Source organism: Nocardia nova NBRC 15556 (assembly GCF_001613005.1).
Lineage (GTDB): Bacteria > Actinomycetota > Actinomycetes > Mycobacteriales > Mycobacteriaceae > Nocardia > Nocardia nova.
The window spans coordinates 47,768-60,570 of sequence record NZ_BDBN01000066.1 but is presented as its reverse complement, the minus strand read 5'-3'; the positions used below and the strand labels follow the sequence as shown (position 1 = coordinate 60,570).

Here is a 12,803-nt window from a genome sequence, read left to right as displayed (position 1 = left end):
GGCAGGTCGGCGCGTCCCGGTGTCGGGAAGTCGGGCGCACCGAATTCACGGCCTGCCGGAGCGCCGAATTCGCGGTGCGGAGAGGGGGTTTCGGGCGGGCGAGGCGGCGCCCAGGCCGCGGTCGGCGGCGTGGGGTCGGTTCCCATGCCGCCCTGGAACGGCGGCACCATCACGGTGTTGCTCTCGTCGGGGTCCGGCCGGTGCCGGCGCCCGGGACGCCCCGAATCCACCGGTGTCTCGGGAGCGGCGAACGCACCCGCCGCCTCCCGCTCGGCCAGCGCCTCCCGCAATTCGCGGCGGGCGCGGCGACCGGTGGGCGCCGGCGCGGCATCCGCACCGTACGGCGCGGGCGCACCCTCCGGCGCGGCGTGCCGGGTGGAATCGGGCTGGGCGCCGTATCCGGGAGCGTCGTATCCGGGGGCCGCGCCGAACTCCGGCGAGGAATATCCGCCCGGAGAGTCGAACGAGGTGGGCTGGAAGCTGTTCGCCGCGTACCCCGACGGCTCCCAGGAATTCGGCGCGCTCGGCGCCTCCGGAGCGGCGGCCAGGGGATCGTAGAAACTGATCGGGCCGGACAGCGGTGATTCGGCTTCGTATCCGGGTACCGAGAGCTGGAAGTCCGGCATCGGTTCCGGATCCGGTTCGGCCTCCGGAGCGGCGTGTGAGGAGGAGCCCTCCCGAACCGCCGGCAGGTCGCCGGTCAGGTCGGTGACCGCGATGCCGCGTCCGCCTCTGCGCCGGCGACCGCCGCCCGACGCCGGAACTCCCTGGCCGTTGCGCGCCAGCAGTTCGGCGACCGACAGCTGGGTCGAATCCTCACTCATGCCGGCTCCTTTCGGTCGTGAACGGGCTGCGGCGCGGGGACGCCGGGCTGCCGCCTCCGCTCCTGCCGTTCACGACGGTCCTTTCCGATTGACCGCTTCCCGCATCGATCATCCCGATACGGCCTCGGTCGGGCCCGGCACTCCGATGGGCCGAGTACTACCCGGACCCGGGTCGCTACCCAGGTCGGTATCCAGTTTGCGCAGGATCAGTCCTTCGCGCAGCGCCCACGGGCAGATTTCGAGCGTATCGAGGGACAACGCCCGCATACTCGCCTCCGCTACCAGTGCGCCGGCCACCAATTGCTGCGACCGGTCGGAACTGACACCTTCCAATTCTGCGCGATCGGCGGCGGTCATCCGAGAGATGAATGCGATCAACTGCCGCAGACCGGAACTGGTGAGACTACGCCGCACACGCGGTCCCGCGGCCGAAGGGGCGGCTCCGGTCAGCCGGGCCAGCGAGCGGAAGGTTTTCGAGGTGCCCACCGCCAAATCCGGACGCCCGACCGCGAGCAGTTGTTTGGCCGGTATCACCAACTCGGCGTCGAGCCAGTCCCGCAGCACCGCCACCCGGCGCTTACCCGGCGGATCGCCGTTCAGCCAGTCTCTGGTCAGCCGGCCCGCCCCCAACTGCAGCGACAACGCCGCGTCGGGCGCCTCGTCGCAGCCGTTGCTCATCTCGAGCGATCCGCCGCCGATGTCGAGATTCAGAATGCGTCCCGCGCTCCACCCGTACCAGCGCCGCACCGCCAGGAACGTCAGCCGGGCCTCGTCGACACCCGAGAGCACCCGCAGATCGACACCCGCGCGGGAGCGGATCTGGGCCAGCACGTCATCGGAATTGGCCGCCTCCCGCAGCGCCGAGGTCGCGAACGGCATCAGCTCCACACAGCCGGAAGTCTTTGCGATACTGGCGAATTCGGTGATCGTCTTGGTGAGCTTGGCCGCGCCCTCGGGCGTGATGCAGCCCGCGTCGTCCATATTCTCCGACAGCCGCAAGGTGGCCTTCGTCGAGCTCATCGGCATCGGGTGCCCACCCCGATGCGCGTCCACCACGAGCAGGTGGACGGTATTACTTCCCACATCGAGAACACCGAGCCGCACATGAATACGGTACCGGGGTCGGTGGAGGCACCGGAGGACGAATCGGAACTCCCCTCACCACACCAGCCCGGAACTGGGGCTCGAGCGGCAAAGCTGTTAGCGTCTGGCGATGTGACCGCAGGAGCATCCGCGCCCACCCCCGTCTCGCCGGACACGACGCCGGCCGGGCCGCGACCAGCTGCGAAGATGGATCCGGCGCCGGAGGTCGATCTCGACTTCCCGCGGGAGTGGATCGAATTCGTCGATCCGGCAAATGCCGAGCATCTGATCGCGGCCGATCTCACCTGGCTGCTGTCGCGCTGGACCTGCGTCTTCGGCACGCCCGCCTGCCAGGGCATCATCGAAGGCCGCCCGGACGACGGCTGCTGTTCGCACGGCGCGTTCCTCAGCGACGACGACGATCGCAAGAAGCTGGCCAAGGCCGTGAAGATGCTCACGCCGCAGGATTGGCAGCTGATGGACGAGGCGCGCGATCGCGACGGCAAGATCCGCAAGAAGCTGTATCTGGAAGAGGACGAACTCGACGACGAGCCGGCCATCCGCACCCGCCGCTACGAGGGCGCCTGCATCTTCCTCAACCGCCCGGGTTTCGCCGGCGGAATCGGTTGCGCCCTGCACACGATGGCCCTGCGCAAGGGCATCGAGCCGCTGACGGTGAAGCCCGAGGTGTGCTGGCAGCTGCCGATCCGGCGCACGCAGGACTGGGTCGACCGGCCCGACGGCGAACAGATCCTGCGCACCACCATCACCGAATACGATCGGCGCGGCTGGGGCCCGGGCGGTTTGGATCTGCACTGGTACTGCTCCGGTTCGCCCGACGCGCATGTCGGTAGCCGCCCGGTCTGGCAGTCCTACGCGCCCGAACTGATCGAATTGATCGGGCAGCCGGCCTACGACGAACTGGCCCGGCACTGCCGCCGTCGCGAAGGACTGGGCCTGATCGCGGTGCATCCGGCGACGACCGCCGCGCGCGAGAAAGCCGAAACCGAACCGAACGGGAATATCTGATCCGCCAACCCATTTCGTAGGAATATGGGTAACGCGCCGGGTATGCCGGCATCCGAGTCCTCCGTTGTCGAGCACGAATCCGCGGGAACCGATTCCGCGCCGGGATCACGCCCGGGCGCACCTCGGATTCTGTTGATTTCCGGAAGTACCCGGCCGGGTTCCACCAACACCGCCGCACTGCGCACCTTCGCCGATCTCGCCGCGCCGGCATTCACCGCGGAATTGTTCACCGGGTTGGTCGAGATTCCGGCCTTCGTGCCGGGCGATCAACCCGCCCCGCCGGCGGTGCGGGCCCTGCGTGAACAACTCGCGGCCGCCGATGCCGTGGTGTTCTGCGCACCCGAATACGCGGGATTCATTCCCGGCAGTCTGAAGAATCTGCTGGAGTGGACCGTCGGCAACGCGGATCTGCACGAGAAACCGGTGGCCTGGATTTCGGTGGCGGCCCTCGGACGCGGTGAAGGTGCGATCACCTCGCTGCGCACGGTGCTGGGATATGTCGGCGCGGTGGAAATCGAATCGGCGTGCCGGCGAATTACCGTACTGAGCGCCATGGTCGGGGCCGACGGAACGGTTTCGGACGCGGCCGTGCGACAGGCTCTCGCCGAATCAGCCGCCGCGATCGGCGCACATCTTTCGGCCGCGGCGGCGCCGCGGGAATTGTGAAGTACCTCTGTACGGTCATCGGCTCGCCATGCGCGCTTCACATACCCGTGATAGGTGTAGGTCATGATGAGGAAATTCCTGGCTACTGCCGCTCTCGCCGCGGGTGCGGCCCTCACCCTTGCTCCCGCCGCGCACGCCGACCCGATGACCGATCCGGCCAACTACTCGCTGCAGAACGACAACTTCGTCGCCTACAACGACCCGGCGGCGCTGTCGGCGAAGGACAACGGCAAGCAGGTCATCGTGAGCCCCTACGGCACCTCCAAGCCGATCGCCTGCCACGACAACACCGCGCCGCTGGACGACTGCTGGCAGCGTGACGACTTCGGCTGGTTCCAGCTGCAGAAGCAGGAGCTGCCGCAGATCGGCATCGCCTGGGTGCACGTCGTCTAACAGAACCCTCAGCAGCTCGGCGTCGATCAGCTCAGCGTCGATACGGAAAAGCCGCGAGGCCCTCGGGCCTCGCGGCTTTCTCGTACCGGCGAGAATCAGGCCTCGAGTTTGTACCCGAGCCCGCGCACGGTCACCAGATGTTCGGGCTTGGCCGGATCGGCCTCGATCTTCGAACGCAGCCGCTTGACGTGGACGTCCAGGGTCTTGGTGTCGCCGACGTAATCGGCACCCCAGACGCGGTCGATCAGCTGGCCGCGGGTCAGCACCCGGCCGGAATTGCGCAGCAGGTATTCCAGCAGATCGAATTCCTTCAGCGGCAACGTCACCGATTTGCCGTTGACCTGCACGGTGTGGCGGTCCACATCCATGCGCACCGGGCCGGCCTCGAGGACGCCGCTCTCGCCGGACCCGTCCATCTCCTCACCGGCGCCGCGGCGCAGCACCGCCCGGATGCGGGCGATCAGCTCGCGTGAGGAGTACGGCTTGGTGACGTAATCGTCGGCGCCCAGTTCCAGGCCGACCACCTTGTCGATTTCACTGTCGCGGGCGGTCACCATGATCACCGGCACACTGCTGCGGGTGCGCAGCTGCTTGCACACGTCGGTGCCGCTCATCCCGGGCAGCATCAGATCCAGCAGGACGATGTCGGCGCCGGAGCGGTCGAATTCCGACAGCGCGGATGGCCCGTCGCCCACGACCGTGACCTCGAAGCCCTCCTTGCGCAGCAGGAACGCGAGCGGATCGGCCAGCGACTCCTCGTCCTCGACGATCAACACACTGGTCATCGGGTTGCCTCCACACCGTTTTGTCCGGTCCGCCGGCGCGGACCGTCGTCGTTCTTGCCCACCCCGATTGCGGTGGGGCTCTTCCTCTCCGCCGGGGCGGCGGAATTCTGGTTGCCTGATTCGACCGCGGGAATACGCAGCGTGAACGTGGAACCGGTACCCAATTTGCTCCACAACGTGATTTCCCCGTTGTGATTGGCGGCCACGTGTTTGACGATAGCCAGCCCGAGTCCGGTTCCGCCGGTGGCGCGCGAACGCGCCTTGTCCGCGCGGAAGAAACGTTCGAAGACCCGTTCCTGGTCTTCCTTGGCGATACCGATGCCGCGATCGGTGACCGCGATATTGACGTGGCCGTTGCGCAGCGACCGGCTCACCGATACGTGCGAGCCCTTCGGCGAATAGTTGATCGCGTTCTCGACCAGATTCGACAGCGCCGTCACGAGCAGAGTTTCGTCGCCGAGTATTTCCAGTCCACTGTTGGCATCGGTGCTGACGGTGATTCCGGCGGCCTCGGCGGCGGTACGCGACCGTTCGATCGCGGCATTGACCACGGTGTCGACGTCGACCGCCTCGAGCTGCGGCAGCTTCTCGGCCCCCTGCAGCCGCGAGAGCGCGATCAACTCGGTGACCATCTTGCCCATCCGGTTCGATTCGCTGACCAGACGCTGCCCGAAATGCCGCACCGAATCCGGATCGTCGGCCGACTCCAGCATGGCCTCGGCGAGCAGACTCATGGCGCCGACCGGCGTCTTGAGCTCATGGCTGACATTGGCGACGAAATCGCGGCGGGTGGCCTCCATACGGGCCTGTTCGGAGTCGTCGTCGGCGAACAGCACGACGAAGTTCGAATCACCGCGCGAGAGCGGGCGGGCCACACCGCGCACGGCGATGCTGTTGCGGCCGGGCAGCGGATTCTTCAGCGTCTGGTCGAACTCGACATCCTCGCCGGTGGCGATCACCTTCTCCACCGCCGCCCACGCGCGTTCGTCCAGCAACCGGTTGCGGACCAGGCCCAGTTCCTCGGCGCGCGGATTGACCAGCACCACGTCGCGATATTCGTCCACCACGGCGATGCCGCTCTCGGAGGCCAGCACGATCAGATCCAGGACCTGCGACATGGTCAGGCCGGATTCGGCCGCTCGACGCTCGGCTTGCCTGGCGTTCATGTACGGGATGACCAGGCCACCCACGGCCAGACCGACTACGGCCGCGAGGACTGCAAGCAGCACGGCCTGGGGAACGCTCACATAGAGAATCGTACGGTCGCGGACACGTACTCCAAACCCGGGTTGACGAAGTTTCGCGCAGGTCACGGCTGATTCCGCGATCGTTGGCCGGGTGTTCACACAAAGTTGGCCGAGCCCCGGATCGGCCCCGACCGGCGGTTTTCGGCCGCCGGGCAATGGTCGCGCGAACAGTTTTCCTTGCGGCACCGCACATCTGGAGTCCGCGCGAATCGCGCGTGAACACCTCCGGCGTGTCGATCCGCCGCGGCGCTCGTCCAGCGACCCGCGCCGAGTGTGAGGTGCGCCTCAATCTCGCACCGCCGACACCGGCCGGAGACGAAAAGTCCCGGGTACGTACGCCGTTGTACGTTCCCGGGACCGTCGGGGAGCCTCCTACCGGCTCACCAGCCGGAGTCTCCCTTGACCGGGATGTTCACGAAGCTAGGGGCATTCGGATCCAGTTGCAGGTGTTCGGGTTTTAGGCCGGTGTCCGCGAGCATCGGCGCGATCGGCAGGCCCTTGGGGAAGTTGCCGGCGAACACGTCCACCCGCAGGCGATGGCCGGGCGCGAGGACGGCCTGCGTGGCGGGCAGCGCGATGTTCAGTTCGGTCACTTCGCCGGGAACCGTCGGCTGCCGCTTGTCCAGCGAGGTGTAGGCCCGCGGGTCGGTGTAGTCGCCGTTCTCGGACCGGGTGCTGTTCGCCTCGTCGACCTCACGTAGCGAGGCCATCAGTTGCCCCGAGGACAGCACGGTCGACTGCCCGTCCGGCGCGACGTCGTTGACCGTCACCGTCCAATACCCGTCGGCGGCGTCCTGAACGGTGTTGAGCCGCACCGCGATCGGGCCCGAGATGGTGGTCTCCCCGGCGACCGGGGCGCTGGTGAAGGTCAGCGCGTTGGTTTCCGCGATGCGCGAGTCCTTGCCGCAGCCGTCGATGACGGCGAGCACACCGGCGGTCGCCTGCGCGGCATCGTTGGAGCACAGCGTGGTGAGCCCGGGCGCCACCGTCAGACGTGTCGGCGCACCGGTGAATTCGCCGGTCAGCGAGCCGTCGTAGACACTGTTCGCGGTACCGCTGCGGTCGCCCGACAGGTACATGCGACGGTACTTCGCGGCCTCCTCGGCCGGCGCCGACGGTCCGAAACCGCCCTGGGTGATCCAGCCGCCGCCCTGTTCGCGCAGCGTCACCGGACCGTAGGTGTCGATGCCGTTGTCGATTCCCTTGAGCCACTTGTCGAACCACGCGCGCTGCAGTACGTCCAGCCGCGGCGGCAGACCGGGCTTGCCGTACTCGTTGCCCGAGTTGAGGTGGTAGGTGTTGCCCATGAACAGTTGCTTCTGCCCGGGCGGGAGCGGAATCCGGTTGTAGATCTTGGATTCGGAGTAGGTGAACAGATCGTGCCACCCGCCGGTGACGAAGGTCGGCACCTGAATCCGGCCCGGATCACCGATCCACGCCTGCCGTTCCGAGGACATGTCGTTCAACATGTTCTTCACCCGCGGATCGAGGGTGTTCATATCGGTGTTGGTGTAGGCACTCAGCAGTACATCCATATAGGTGTACGGATCGCTGATCCGGTCGTTCAGCCACGTGCTGTCGAATTTTCCGGTCACGATCGACTGCACGTCCGGCACCCATTTGAGGGTGTTGATCGCGGTGAGCCACAGCGGAATGAAGTTGAACCCGAAGCCGCCGCCGGGGGCGAGAACATCGTCGACCAGATCGCTGCCGGGCACCACCGGGAAAATCGCCTTCAGCGCGGGCGGCTGCTTCTCCGCCACCTGCACCTGATTGATGCCCGAATAGGAAATGCCGGTCATCCCGACCTTGCCGTCCGACCACGGTTGCCGCGAAGCCCAGTCGATCACCTCCACGGTGTCCTGCTGCTCGCGTTGGCGCAACATATCCCATTCGCCCTGCGAGAAGCCGGTGCCGCGGACATCGACCACGACCTGGGTGTAACCGCTCTTGATCAGCTGCCGGTCGACGGAGAAGTTGCGCAGCTCGCCGCCGCCGAAGGCCTTGGTCAGATCGGTGACCCCGGACAGCGCGGTGCCGCTCATGTCGATCTGGCGGAACAACCCCAGCAGCGCGTCGGACAGCCCCGGAACCGAGCCCGCGTGGTCGGCCAGATTCGAGACCAGTTTGGTGTAGGGCGTCATGTTCACGACGACCGGCGTGCGGGTGTCGACCGGACGGCTGGCGGCATCGGCGGGCCGGTACACATTGCCCTTCAGCACCGTGCCGTCGCTCATGGTGATCGGCACATCCCAGTCGATGTGGATGTTCGGATACTGCTGCGGGCCGTCCTCGGTGGCGGTCCACGCGGCGCCGGCGGCACCGCCGTCCGGACCGGTCGCGACGGGCCCGGCCTGAGCCGGAGTGGCGAAGAACGGGACGGTCACCGCGGCGGCGACGGCAGCGACTGTGGCGCGTAACGCGTACTTCATCGAACGTGATCCGCCTCTCGAAATGGTCGAACGCCCGAGAGTGTATCTACTGCGGAGTAAGTTGCAAACCAGCGGTTACAACTTCTGCAAGAAAAAACTCTCAACTTCTCAGCCCCTCATCCACGTCGATGACCAGCGGAAAGCCCGGCGGTTTACCTACCGGAAGTTATCCACACCACTCCCCACCGGCCCGGACGCTACTACCGGCGGTGCGCATCGGGGCACGAACCGCCGCTCGGCAATTCGATAGCTACGAATCGGCAGAAGAGATGCAGCTCACAAAACGCTGAGTATCGCATATTCATACGCGCGACCGAGGGAACTTCGACATTCGGAAACCGTACGCACGCAGCGGGTTCGAGATATACGACAACGCGCCGCGGTCGATGACCGCGGCGCGTCGGAAAGTGCGGGAATCCGGTTTATTTACCGCCCTGGCTCGCGACCGCGGCCGCACCCGCGGCTGCCGCCTCGGGGTCCAGATACGCCGCGGGACCGATCGGACGCAGATTCTCGTCCAGTTCGTAGCGCAGCGGAATACCCGTGGGAATGTTGAGGCCGGCGATATCCTCGTCGGAAATACCGTCCAGATGTTTCACCAGTGCGCGCAGCGAATTTCCGTGCGCCGCAACCAGAACGGTCTTTCCGGCCACCAGATCGCGGGAAATCGTGGACTCCCAATACGGCACCATGCGGGCGACGACGTCCTTCAGGCATTCGGTCGCCGGCACGTCGATACCGGCGTAGCGCGCGTCGCCGCTCTGGCTGTATTCGCTGTCGGCCTCGATGGGCGGGGGCGGGGTGTCGTAGCTGCGGCGCCACATCATGAACTGGTCGTCGCCGTACTGATCGCGGATCTGCGCCTTGTTCTTACCCTGCAGCGCGCCGTAGTGCCGCTCGTTGAGCCGCCAGTCGCGGACCACCGGAATCCAGTGCCGATCCGCGGCGTCCAGGGCGATATTCGCGGTGCTGATCGCCCGGCGCAGCAGCGAGGTGTAGACGATATCGGGCAGGATGCCGTGCTCGGCCAGCAGTTCACCGGCCCGTTTACCCTCGGCGACACCCTTGTCGGTCAGGTGCACATCCACCCAGCCGGTGAACAGATTGAGAGCATTCCATTCGCTTTCGCCGTGGCGCAGCAACACGAGGGTGTACGTCATGCAGGTCATGCTAGCGGTGCCGCGCCGGCGAATTTCAGCTGCGCCGGATCGGGCGCTCGCGACCGCCACGAGCCGCGACCTACCAGCTCACGGTCAGATCGTAGGCCGTCAGAATCGCCTGCAGGGCCGGGTTGATCGGCGGAGGCAGCACCTCCACGCCCGGATCCGCCGACGTGACGAGTCCGTTGGAGGTGTGCGCGAGTCCGGTCCGGCGCAGCCAGATGGCCCAGCAGTCCCATTCGCTGCCGTGCCGCGAACCGTAGGCGATCCCGTGCGCGAGGCTGTCGTCGTCGAGCGTGATCTGCCAGATCCGCGTGGAGATCGCCGTCGTGAGCCAGCGCTCGCCGCCACGCAGTTCGGCGACCGTGACCTCCCGCAGGCCGCGCTCCACGAGTGCGATCGGGGCATATCGCGCGATCGCCGAGAGGCTGGAGGCCGCCTCGATATCGATGAACCATCCGTGCGTCGGCAGCGTCAGATGGTAGAGCCGATATTCGCTGAGCCACAACATGTTCAGCTCGCGGGGCGGCCGATATCCCGAACTCTGCCATTCCTCTTTGATCAGCGATTCGAGCTCGTCGTCGGAGCCGACATCGTCGAAATAGTGGGACGCGCGCCGGGGAAGTTTCGGTTTGAGGGGTGCGAGAAGCTCTCCGTACGCGCCCTGTTCGGTACTGGCGGCGTACACGGTCTGCTGACCTTCGACGTCGTAGCGGTTCCACTCCGCCCGTGATTCGTCGCTGGAAATCCCGCGCTGGAGCGGATTGAGCGGTCCATAGGAAGGTTTCGCCAGCCGATAGACCTCGCGAGACGCCGCGGGGAGAAGCGCGAATCCGGTCTTGGCGCAGCGCCGAGCATTTCGGGTTTCGCGCACAGACACCGGTCTCCCTCTTCCGACAGCCTCCCAAAGGGGGAAGTTTATCGAAAGGGAGCTTTCCCGCGCGGCCAGGTCGACCGAGTCAGTTGTCCGAGCCGTCGACGAATGCGACTGCGGCAGCGATGGTCTCGCGGAATCGGTCCGTACGGATCGCCAGGGCGGGCGACTCCTCACCCAGCCGCGGATTGGCTCCGATGAACCACGACCGCGCCACATCGCTGTCCTCGGCGGTCGCCAGGATGATCCAGCACCGATGCGCGACCTGCAGGCGAGCCAGTGCGGCATCCCGGGGCGTCGGCCCTTCGGCATGGGACCACTTGTGCGGCAGCTTGCGGTCGCGGACTCCGGCGATCAACGCCACCAGCGTGGGACCCAGATGTTGGACGAGTTGTCGCGCCAGCTCCGCCGGACGCAGTTTGGCCGTATCGACATGACTGGTGATGGCGAGAGCGTTCGCAACGGTCATCTGTCTCAACCCTCCAGTGCACGTGCCGGCCGCAACACGGGCGGATAGTTCAGTGTAGCCGAAAATGCCACCCTAATGCAACCACTTCTGCTACCTTATCAACCTCCGTATCACCCGTCCGGAACACCGCACTCCCGCTAGGACCTCCCTGTTCCATGCGACTGTCGAGAAATACACGCGGAAGTCACTCCTCGGGACTGCACAGTCCCCCGTCGCCGCCCAGCGACGCCGACGCCCTGACCGTGAGCCTGCACTACCTGGTCTATTACCGGAACGAGTACGAACGCTCCCGGCTGGTGGTCAAGACCCGGGCCAAGCGGGTGGTCGTATGGACCGCCGTCGCCAACGGTGTCATCGCCGTCCTCGGTACCGCGGTCGCCGTCTTCCAGGCTCCCTGGATCGGTCTGCTCAGCACGGGCCTCGCCGCGTCGATCGGCGTGGTCACCGCCTGGGACGGCTTGTATCGCCACCGCGAGATGTGGATTCAGCGCAGCGTCATCATCGGCCAGCTCCAGACACTGCTGCGCGGCGTCGAACTCCGGCGCGCTCAGCACGAAGACCGCGATGTGCTCGCGCGAGAGGCGATGATCGAACTCAATGCGATCCTCGCCGAAGATCTGGAAGCCTGGACCTCGATGCGCCGGACCCAGCCACTGGCGCGCGAAGCCGCCGACACGAGCAAGGACCGCTAGTCCCGCTCTGCTCGAATCCGGTCCGCCTCTGAGGGGTTGTGATCGCTACGAAAGAGTCTCCGGACAGCCGGCAGCGGGCGACATTTCTACAAGACGCGCGGCCGCGACCTCCGGGACGGTAAGGGCATCAGCCGTCCTCAGGAGGAGATATGAAAACTGCCGCTGCCGGTCGGGCGAGACGCGTGGTGCTGCTGCTGGTCAGCGCGCTCGTCGCACTGCTCGTCGGGAACACCACAGGGGTCGCGACGGCCGCACCGGACGATTCCGTGGACCGGATGGTCCCGCTGCCGGACGGCGATATCCACGTCGTCACCAGCGGAGCGCCGAGCGCACGGGCGGTGGTGCTGATCCACGGGACCGGCGGCTCGGTCTCGTGGTGGGATCCGGTACTGGCCGCGCTGGCGGACTTCTACGTGGTGCGGGTGGACCTGCTCGGTCACGGCCGCTCGGCCAAACCGGACAGCGGTTACGGCATGGCCGAACAAGGACGTCGGGTCGGGGCGGTCCTCGACCGGCTCGGCGTTCGGCACGCGATCGTCGTCGGGCACTCCACCGGCGGATACGTGGCGACCGAACTCGCCGCTCAGCGCCGGGATCTGGTGAGCGCGATCGGATTGATCAGCACCGGGTCCCGCCTGGACGCGTTCACCGACAACGGCCCGCTCGGCAACCTGCTGTTCGTCCCGCAGATCGGGCAACCGCTGTGGCCCCTGCTTCCGGACGCCGCCATTCGGTACGCCCTGAGCAGCGCGTTCACTCGCGATGTCGCGATTCCGCAGCAGCTGGTGGACGACTTCCACGGCATGACCTACCGCAGTATCACCGCCACCTCCGACGCATCGGATGTCTATCTGCGGGAACGGCAGGAACCCGACCGCCTCGCCGATCTCGGGCTGCCGAGTCTGGTGCTCTACGGTTCCCGGGACCACCGGTGGCCGGCCGCATCCTTCCAGGACTACCGGCGCGTGCCGGGTGTGCGGATCGAATCGCTCGACTGCGGCCACAGCCCGATGATCGAGGAGCCCGGCCCCACCGGAGAACTCCTGCGCGACTTCGCCGGTCGGCACTGAAGCCGCACGACGCGCCTTCGAGCGCCGGGAGTTCGTGACCCACATCACTGTGCGAGGTGGATGAGTTCTCCCGGCGCGT

12 protein-coding genes and 1 pseudogene are annotated in these 12,803 nt (G+C 66.7%); 5 read left to right on the top strand and 8 right to left on the bottom strand.

Annotated elements, in window-relative coordinates; genetic code table 11:
- Together NN2_RS24725 and NN2_RS24720 are read right to left on the bottom strand one after the other, a co-directional pair.
- A pseudogene (locus NN2_RS24725) lies at nucleotides 1-824 on the bottom strand (hypothetical protein); the annotation flags it as partial.
- Between the two features lie 108 nt (nucleotides 825-932).
- The gene (locus tag NN2_RS24720; RefSeq protein WP_051756436.1) at nucleotides 933-1,928 is read right to left on the bottom strand and encodes a Ppx/GppA family phosphatase; all 996 of its coding nucleotides are present in this window, start codon (nucleotides 1,926-1,928) and stop codon (nucleotides 933-935) included.
- A gap of 186 nt (nucleotides 1,929-2,114) precedes the next feature.
- Here NN2_RS24720 and NN2_RS24715 point away from each other — a divergent pair, with 186 nt between their 5' ends.
- From NN2_RS24715 to NN2_RS24705, 3 genes are all read left to right on the top strand, one after another.
- Nucleotides 2,115-2,936, top strand: coding sequence for a DUF3109 family protein (locus NN2_RS24715; RefSeq protein WP_030516184.1), 822 nt, complete (start codon nucleotides 2,115-2,117; stop codon nucleotides 2,934-2,936).
- Nucleotides 2,937-2,978: 42 nt separating this feature from the next.
- Entirely contained in the window at nucleotides 2,979-3,602 is a 624-nt protein-coding gene (locus NN2_RS24710) for an NADPH-dependent FMN reductase (RefSeq protein WP_082857235.1), read from the top strand.
- Between the two features lie 63 nt (nucleotides 3,603-3,665).
- The gene (locus NN2_RS24705; protein ID WP_030516182.1) at nucleotides 3,666-3,995 is read left to right on the top strand and encodes a hypothetical protein; all 330 of its coding nucleotides are present in this window, start codon (nucleotides 3,666-3,668) and stop codon (nucleotides 3,993-3,995) included.
- Between the two features lie 95 nt (nucleotides 3,996-4,090).
- On the opposite strand, the gene NN2_RS24700 is transcribed toward NN2_RS24705, so the two are convergent.
- The 6 genes from NN2_RS24700 to NN2_RS24675 form a co-directional block, all read right to left on the bottom strand.
- Nucleotides 4,091-4,780, bottom strand: coding sequence for a response regulator (locus tag NN2_RS24700; RefSeq protein ID WP_030516181.1), 690 nt, complete (start codon nucleotides 4,778-4,780; stop codon nucleotides 4,091-4,093).
- On the bottom strand, nucleotides 4,777-6,027 hold the full coding sequence (locus NN2_RS24695) for a sensor histidine kinase (RefSeq protein WP_030516180.1): 1,251 nt from the start codon (nucleotides 6,025-6,027) through the stop codon (nucleotides 4,777-4,779). The genes NN2_RS24700 and NN2_RS24695 overlap by 4 nt, the downstream gene beginning before the upstream one ends.
- Nucleotides 6,028-6,407: 380 nt before the next feature.
- Nucleotides 6,408-8,459 carry a CocE/NonD family hydrolase gene (locus NN2_RS24690; RefSeq protein ID WP_063016280.1) on the bottom strand — a complete coding sequence of 684 codons (2,052 nt, stop codon included), beginning with the start codon at nucleotides 8,457-8,459 and terminating at the stop codon, nucleotides 6,408-6,410.
- A gap of 422 nt (nucleotides 8,460-8,881) precedes the next feature.
- Nucleotides 8,882-9,619 carry a phosphoglyceromutase gene (locus tag NN2_RS24685; protein WP_063016293.1) on the bottom strand — a complete coding sequence of 246 codons (738 nt, stop codon included), beginning with the start codon at nucleotides 9,617-9,619 and terminating at the stop codon, nucleotides 8,882-8,884.
- A 79-nt stretch (nucleotides 9,620-9,698) separates the two neighbouring features.
- Nucleotides 9,699-10,499 carry a hypothetical protein gene (locus tag NN2_RS24680; protein ID WP_146098766.1) on the bottom strand — a complete coding sequence of 267 codons (801 nt, stop codon included), beginning with the start codon at nucleotides 10,497-10,499 and terminating at the stop codon, nucleotides 9,699-9,701.
- 79 nt (nucleotides 10,500-10,578) lie between these two features.
- Complete coding sequence (locus tag NN2_RS24675; RefSeq protein ID WP_063016278.1) at nucleotides 10,579-10,962, bottom strand: hypothetical protein; 384 nt, start codon at nucleotides 10,960-10,962, stop codon at nucleotides 10,579-10,581.
- A gap of 155 nt (nucleotides 10,963-11,117) precedes the next feature.
- Between NN2_RS24675 and NN2_RS24670 the strand changes: the two genes are divergently transcribed.
- Nucleotides 11,118-11,654 (top strand): SLATT domain-containing protein, encoded by a 537-nt coding sequence (locus NN2_RS24670; RefSeq protein ID WP_146098765.1) that lies wholly within the window; start codon nucleotides 11,118-11,120, stop codon nucleotides 11,652-11,654.
- Nucleotides 11,655-11,803: 149 nt separating this feature from the next.
- Nucleotides 11,804-12,724 carry an alpha/beta fold hydrolase gene (locus NN2_RS24665; RefSeq protein WP_063016276.1) on the top strand — a complete coding sequence of 307 codons (921 nt, stop codon included), beginning with the start codon at nucleotides 11,804-11,806 and terminating at the stop codon, nucleotides 12,722-12,724.
- The last annotated feature ends 79 nt before the right edge of the window (nucleotides 12,725-12,803 follow it).

What these genes read in the sequence shown, in the direction of transcription:
- NN2_RS24685 (WP_063016293.1), bottom strand. Translation starts at nt 9,619, where the DNA reads ATGACGTACACCCTCGTGTTGCTGCGCCACGGCGAAAGCGAATGGAAT.
- NN2_RS24700 (WP_030516181.1), bottom strand. Translation starts at nt 4,780, where the DNA reads ATGACCAGTGTGTTGATCGTCGAGGACGAGGAGTCGCTGGCCGATCCG.
- NN2_RS24715 (WP_030516184.1), top strand. Translation starts at nt 2,115, where the DNA reads ATGGATCCGGCGCCGGAGGTCGATCTCGACTTCCCGCGGGAGTGGATC.
- NN2_RS24675 (WP_063016278.1), bottom strand. Translation starts at nt 10,962, where the DNA reads ATGACCGTTGCGAACGCTCTCGCCATCACCAGTCATGTCGATACGGCC.
- NN2_RS24710 (WP_082857235.1), top strand. Translation starts at nt 2,979, where the DNA reads ATGCCGGCATCCGAGTCCTCCGTTGTCGAGCACGAATCCGCGGGAACC.
- NN2_RS24690 (WP_063016280.1), bottom strand. Translation starts at nt 8,459, where the DNA reads ATGAAGTACGCGTTACGCGCCACAGTCGCTGCCGTCGCCGCCGCGGTG.
- NN2_RS24670 (WP_146098765.1), top strand. Translation starts at nt 11,118, where the DNA reads ATGCGACTGTCGAGAAATACACGCGGAAGTCACTCCTCGGGACTGCAC.
- NN2_RS24705 (WP_030516182.1), top strand. Translation starts at nt 3,666, where the DNA reads ATGATGAGGAAATTCCTGGCTACTGCCGCTCTCGCCGCGGGTGCGGCC.
- NN2_RS24665 (WP_063016276.1), top strand. Translation starts at nt 11,804, where the DNA reads ATGAAAACTGCCGCTGCCGGTCGGGCGAGACGCGTGGTGCTGCTGCTG.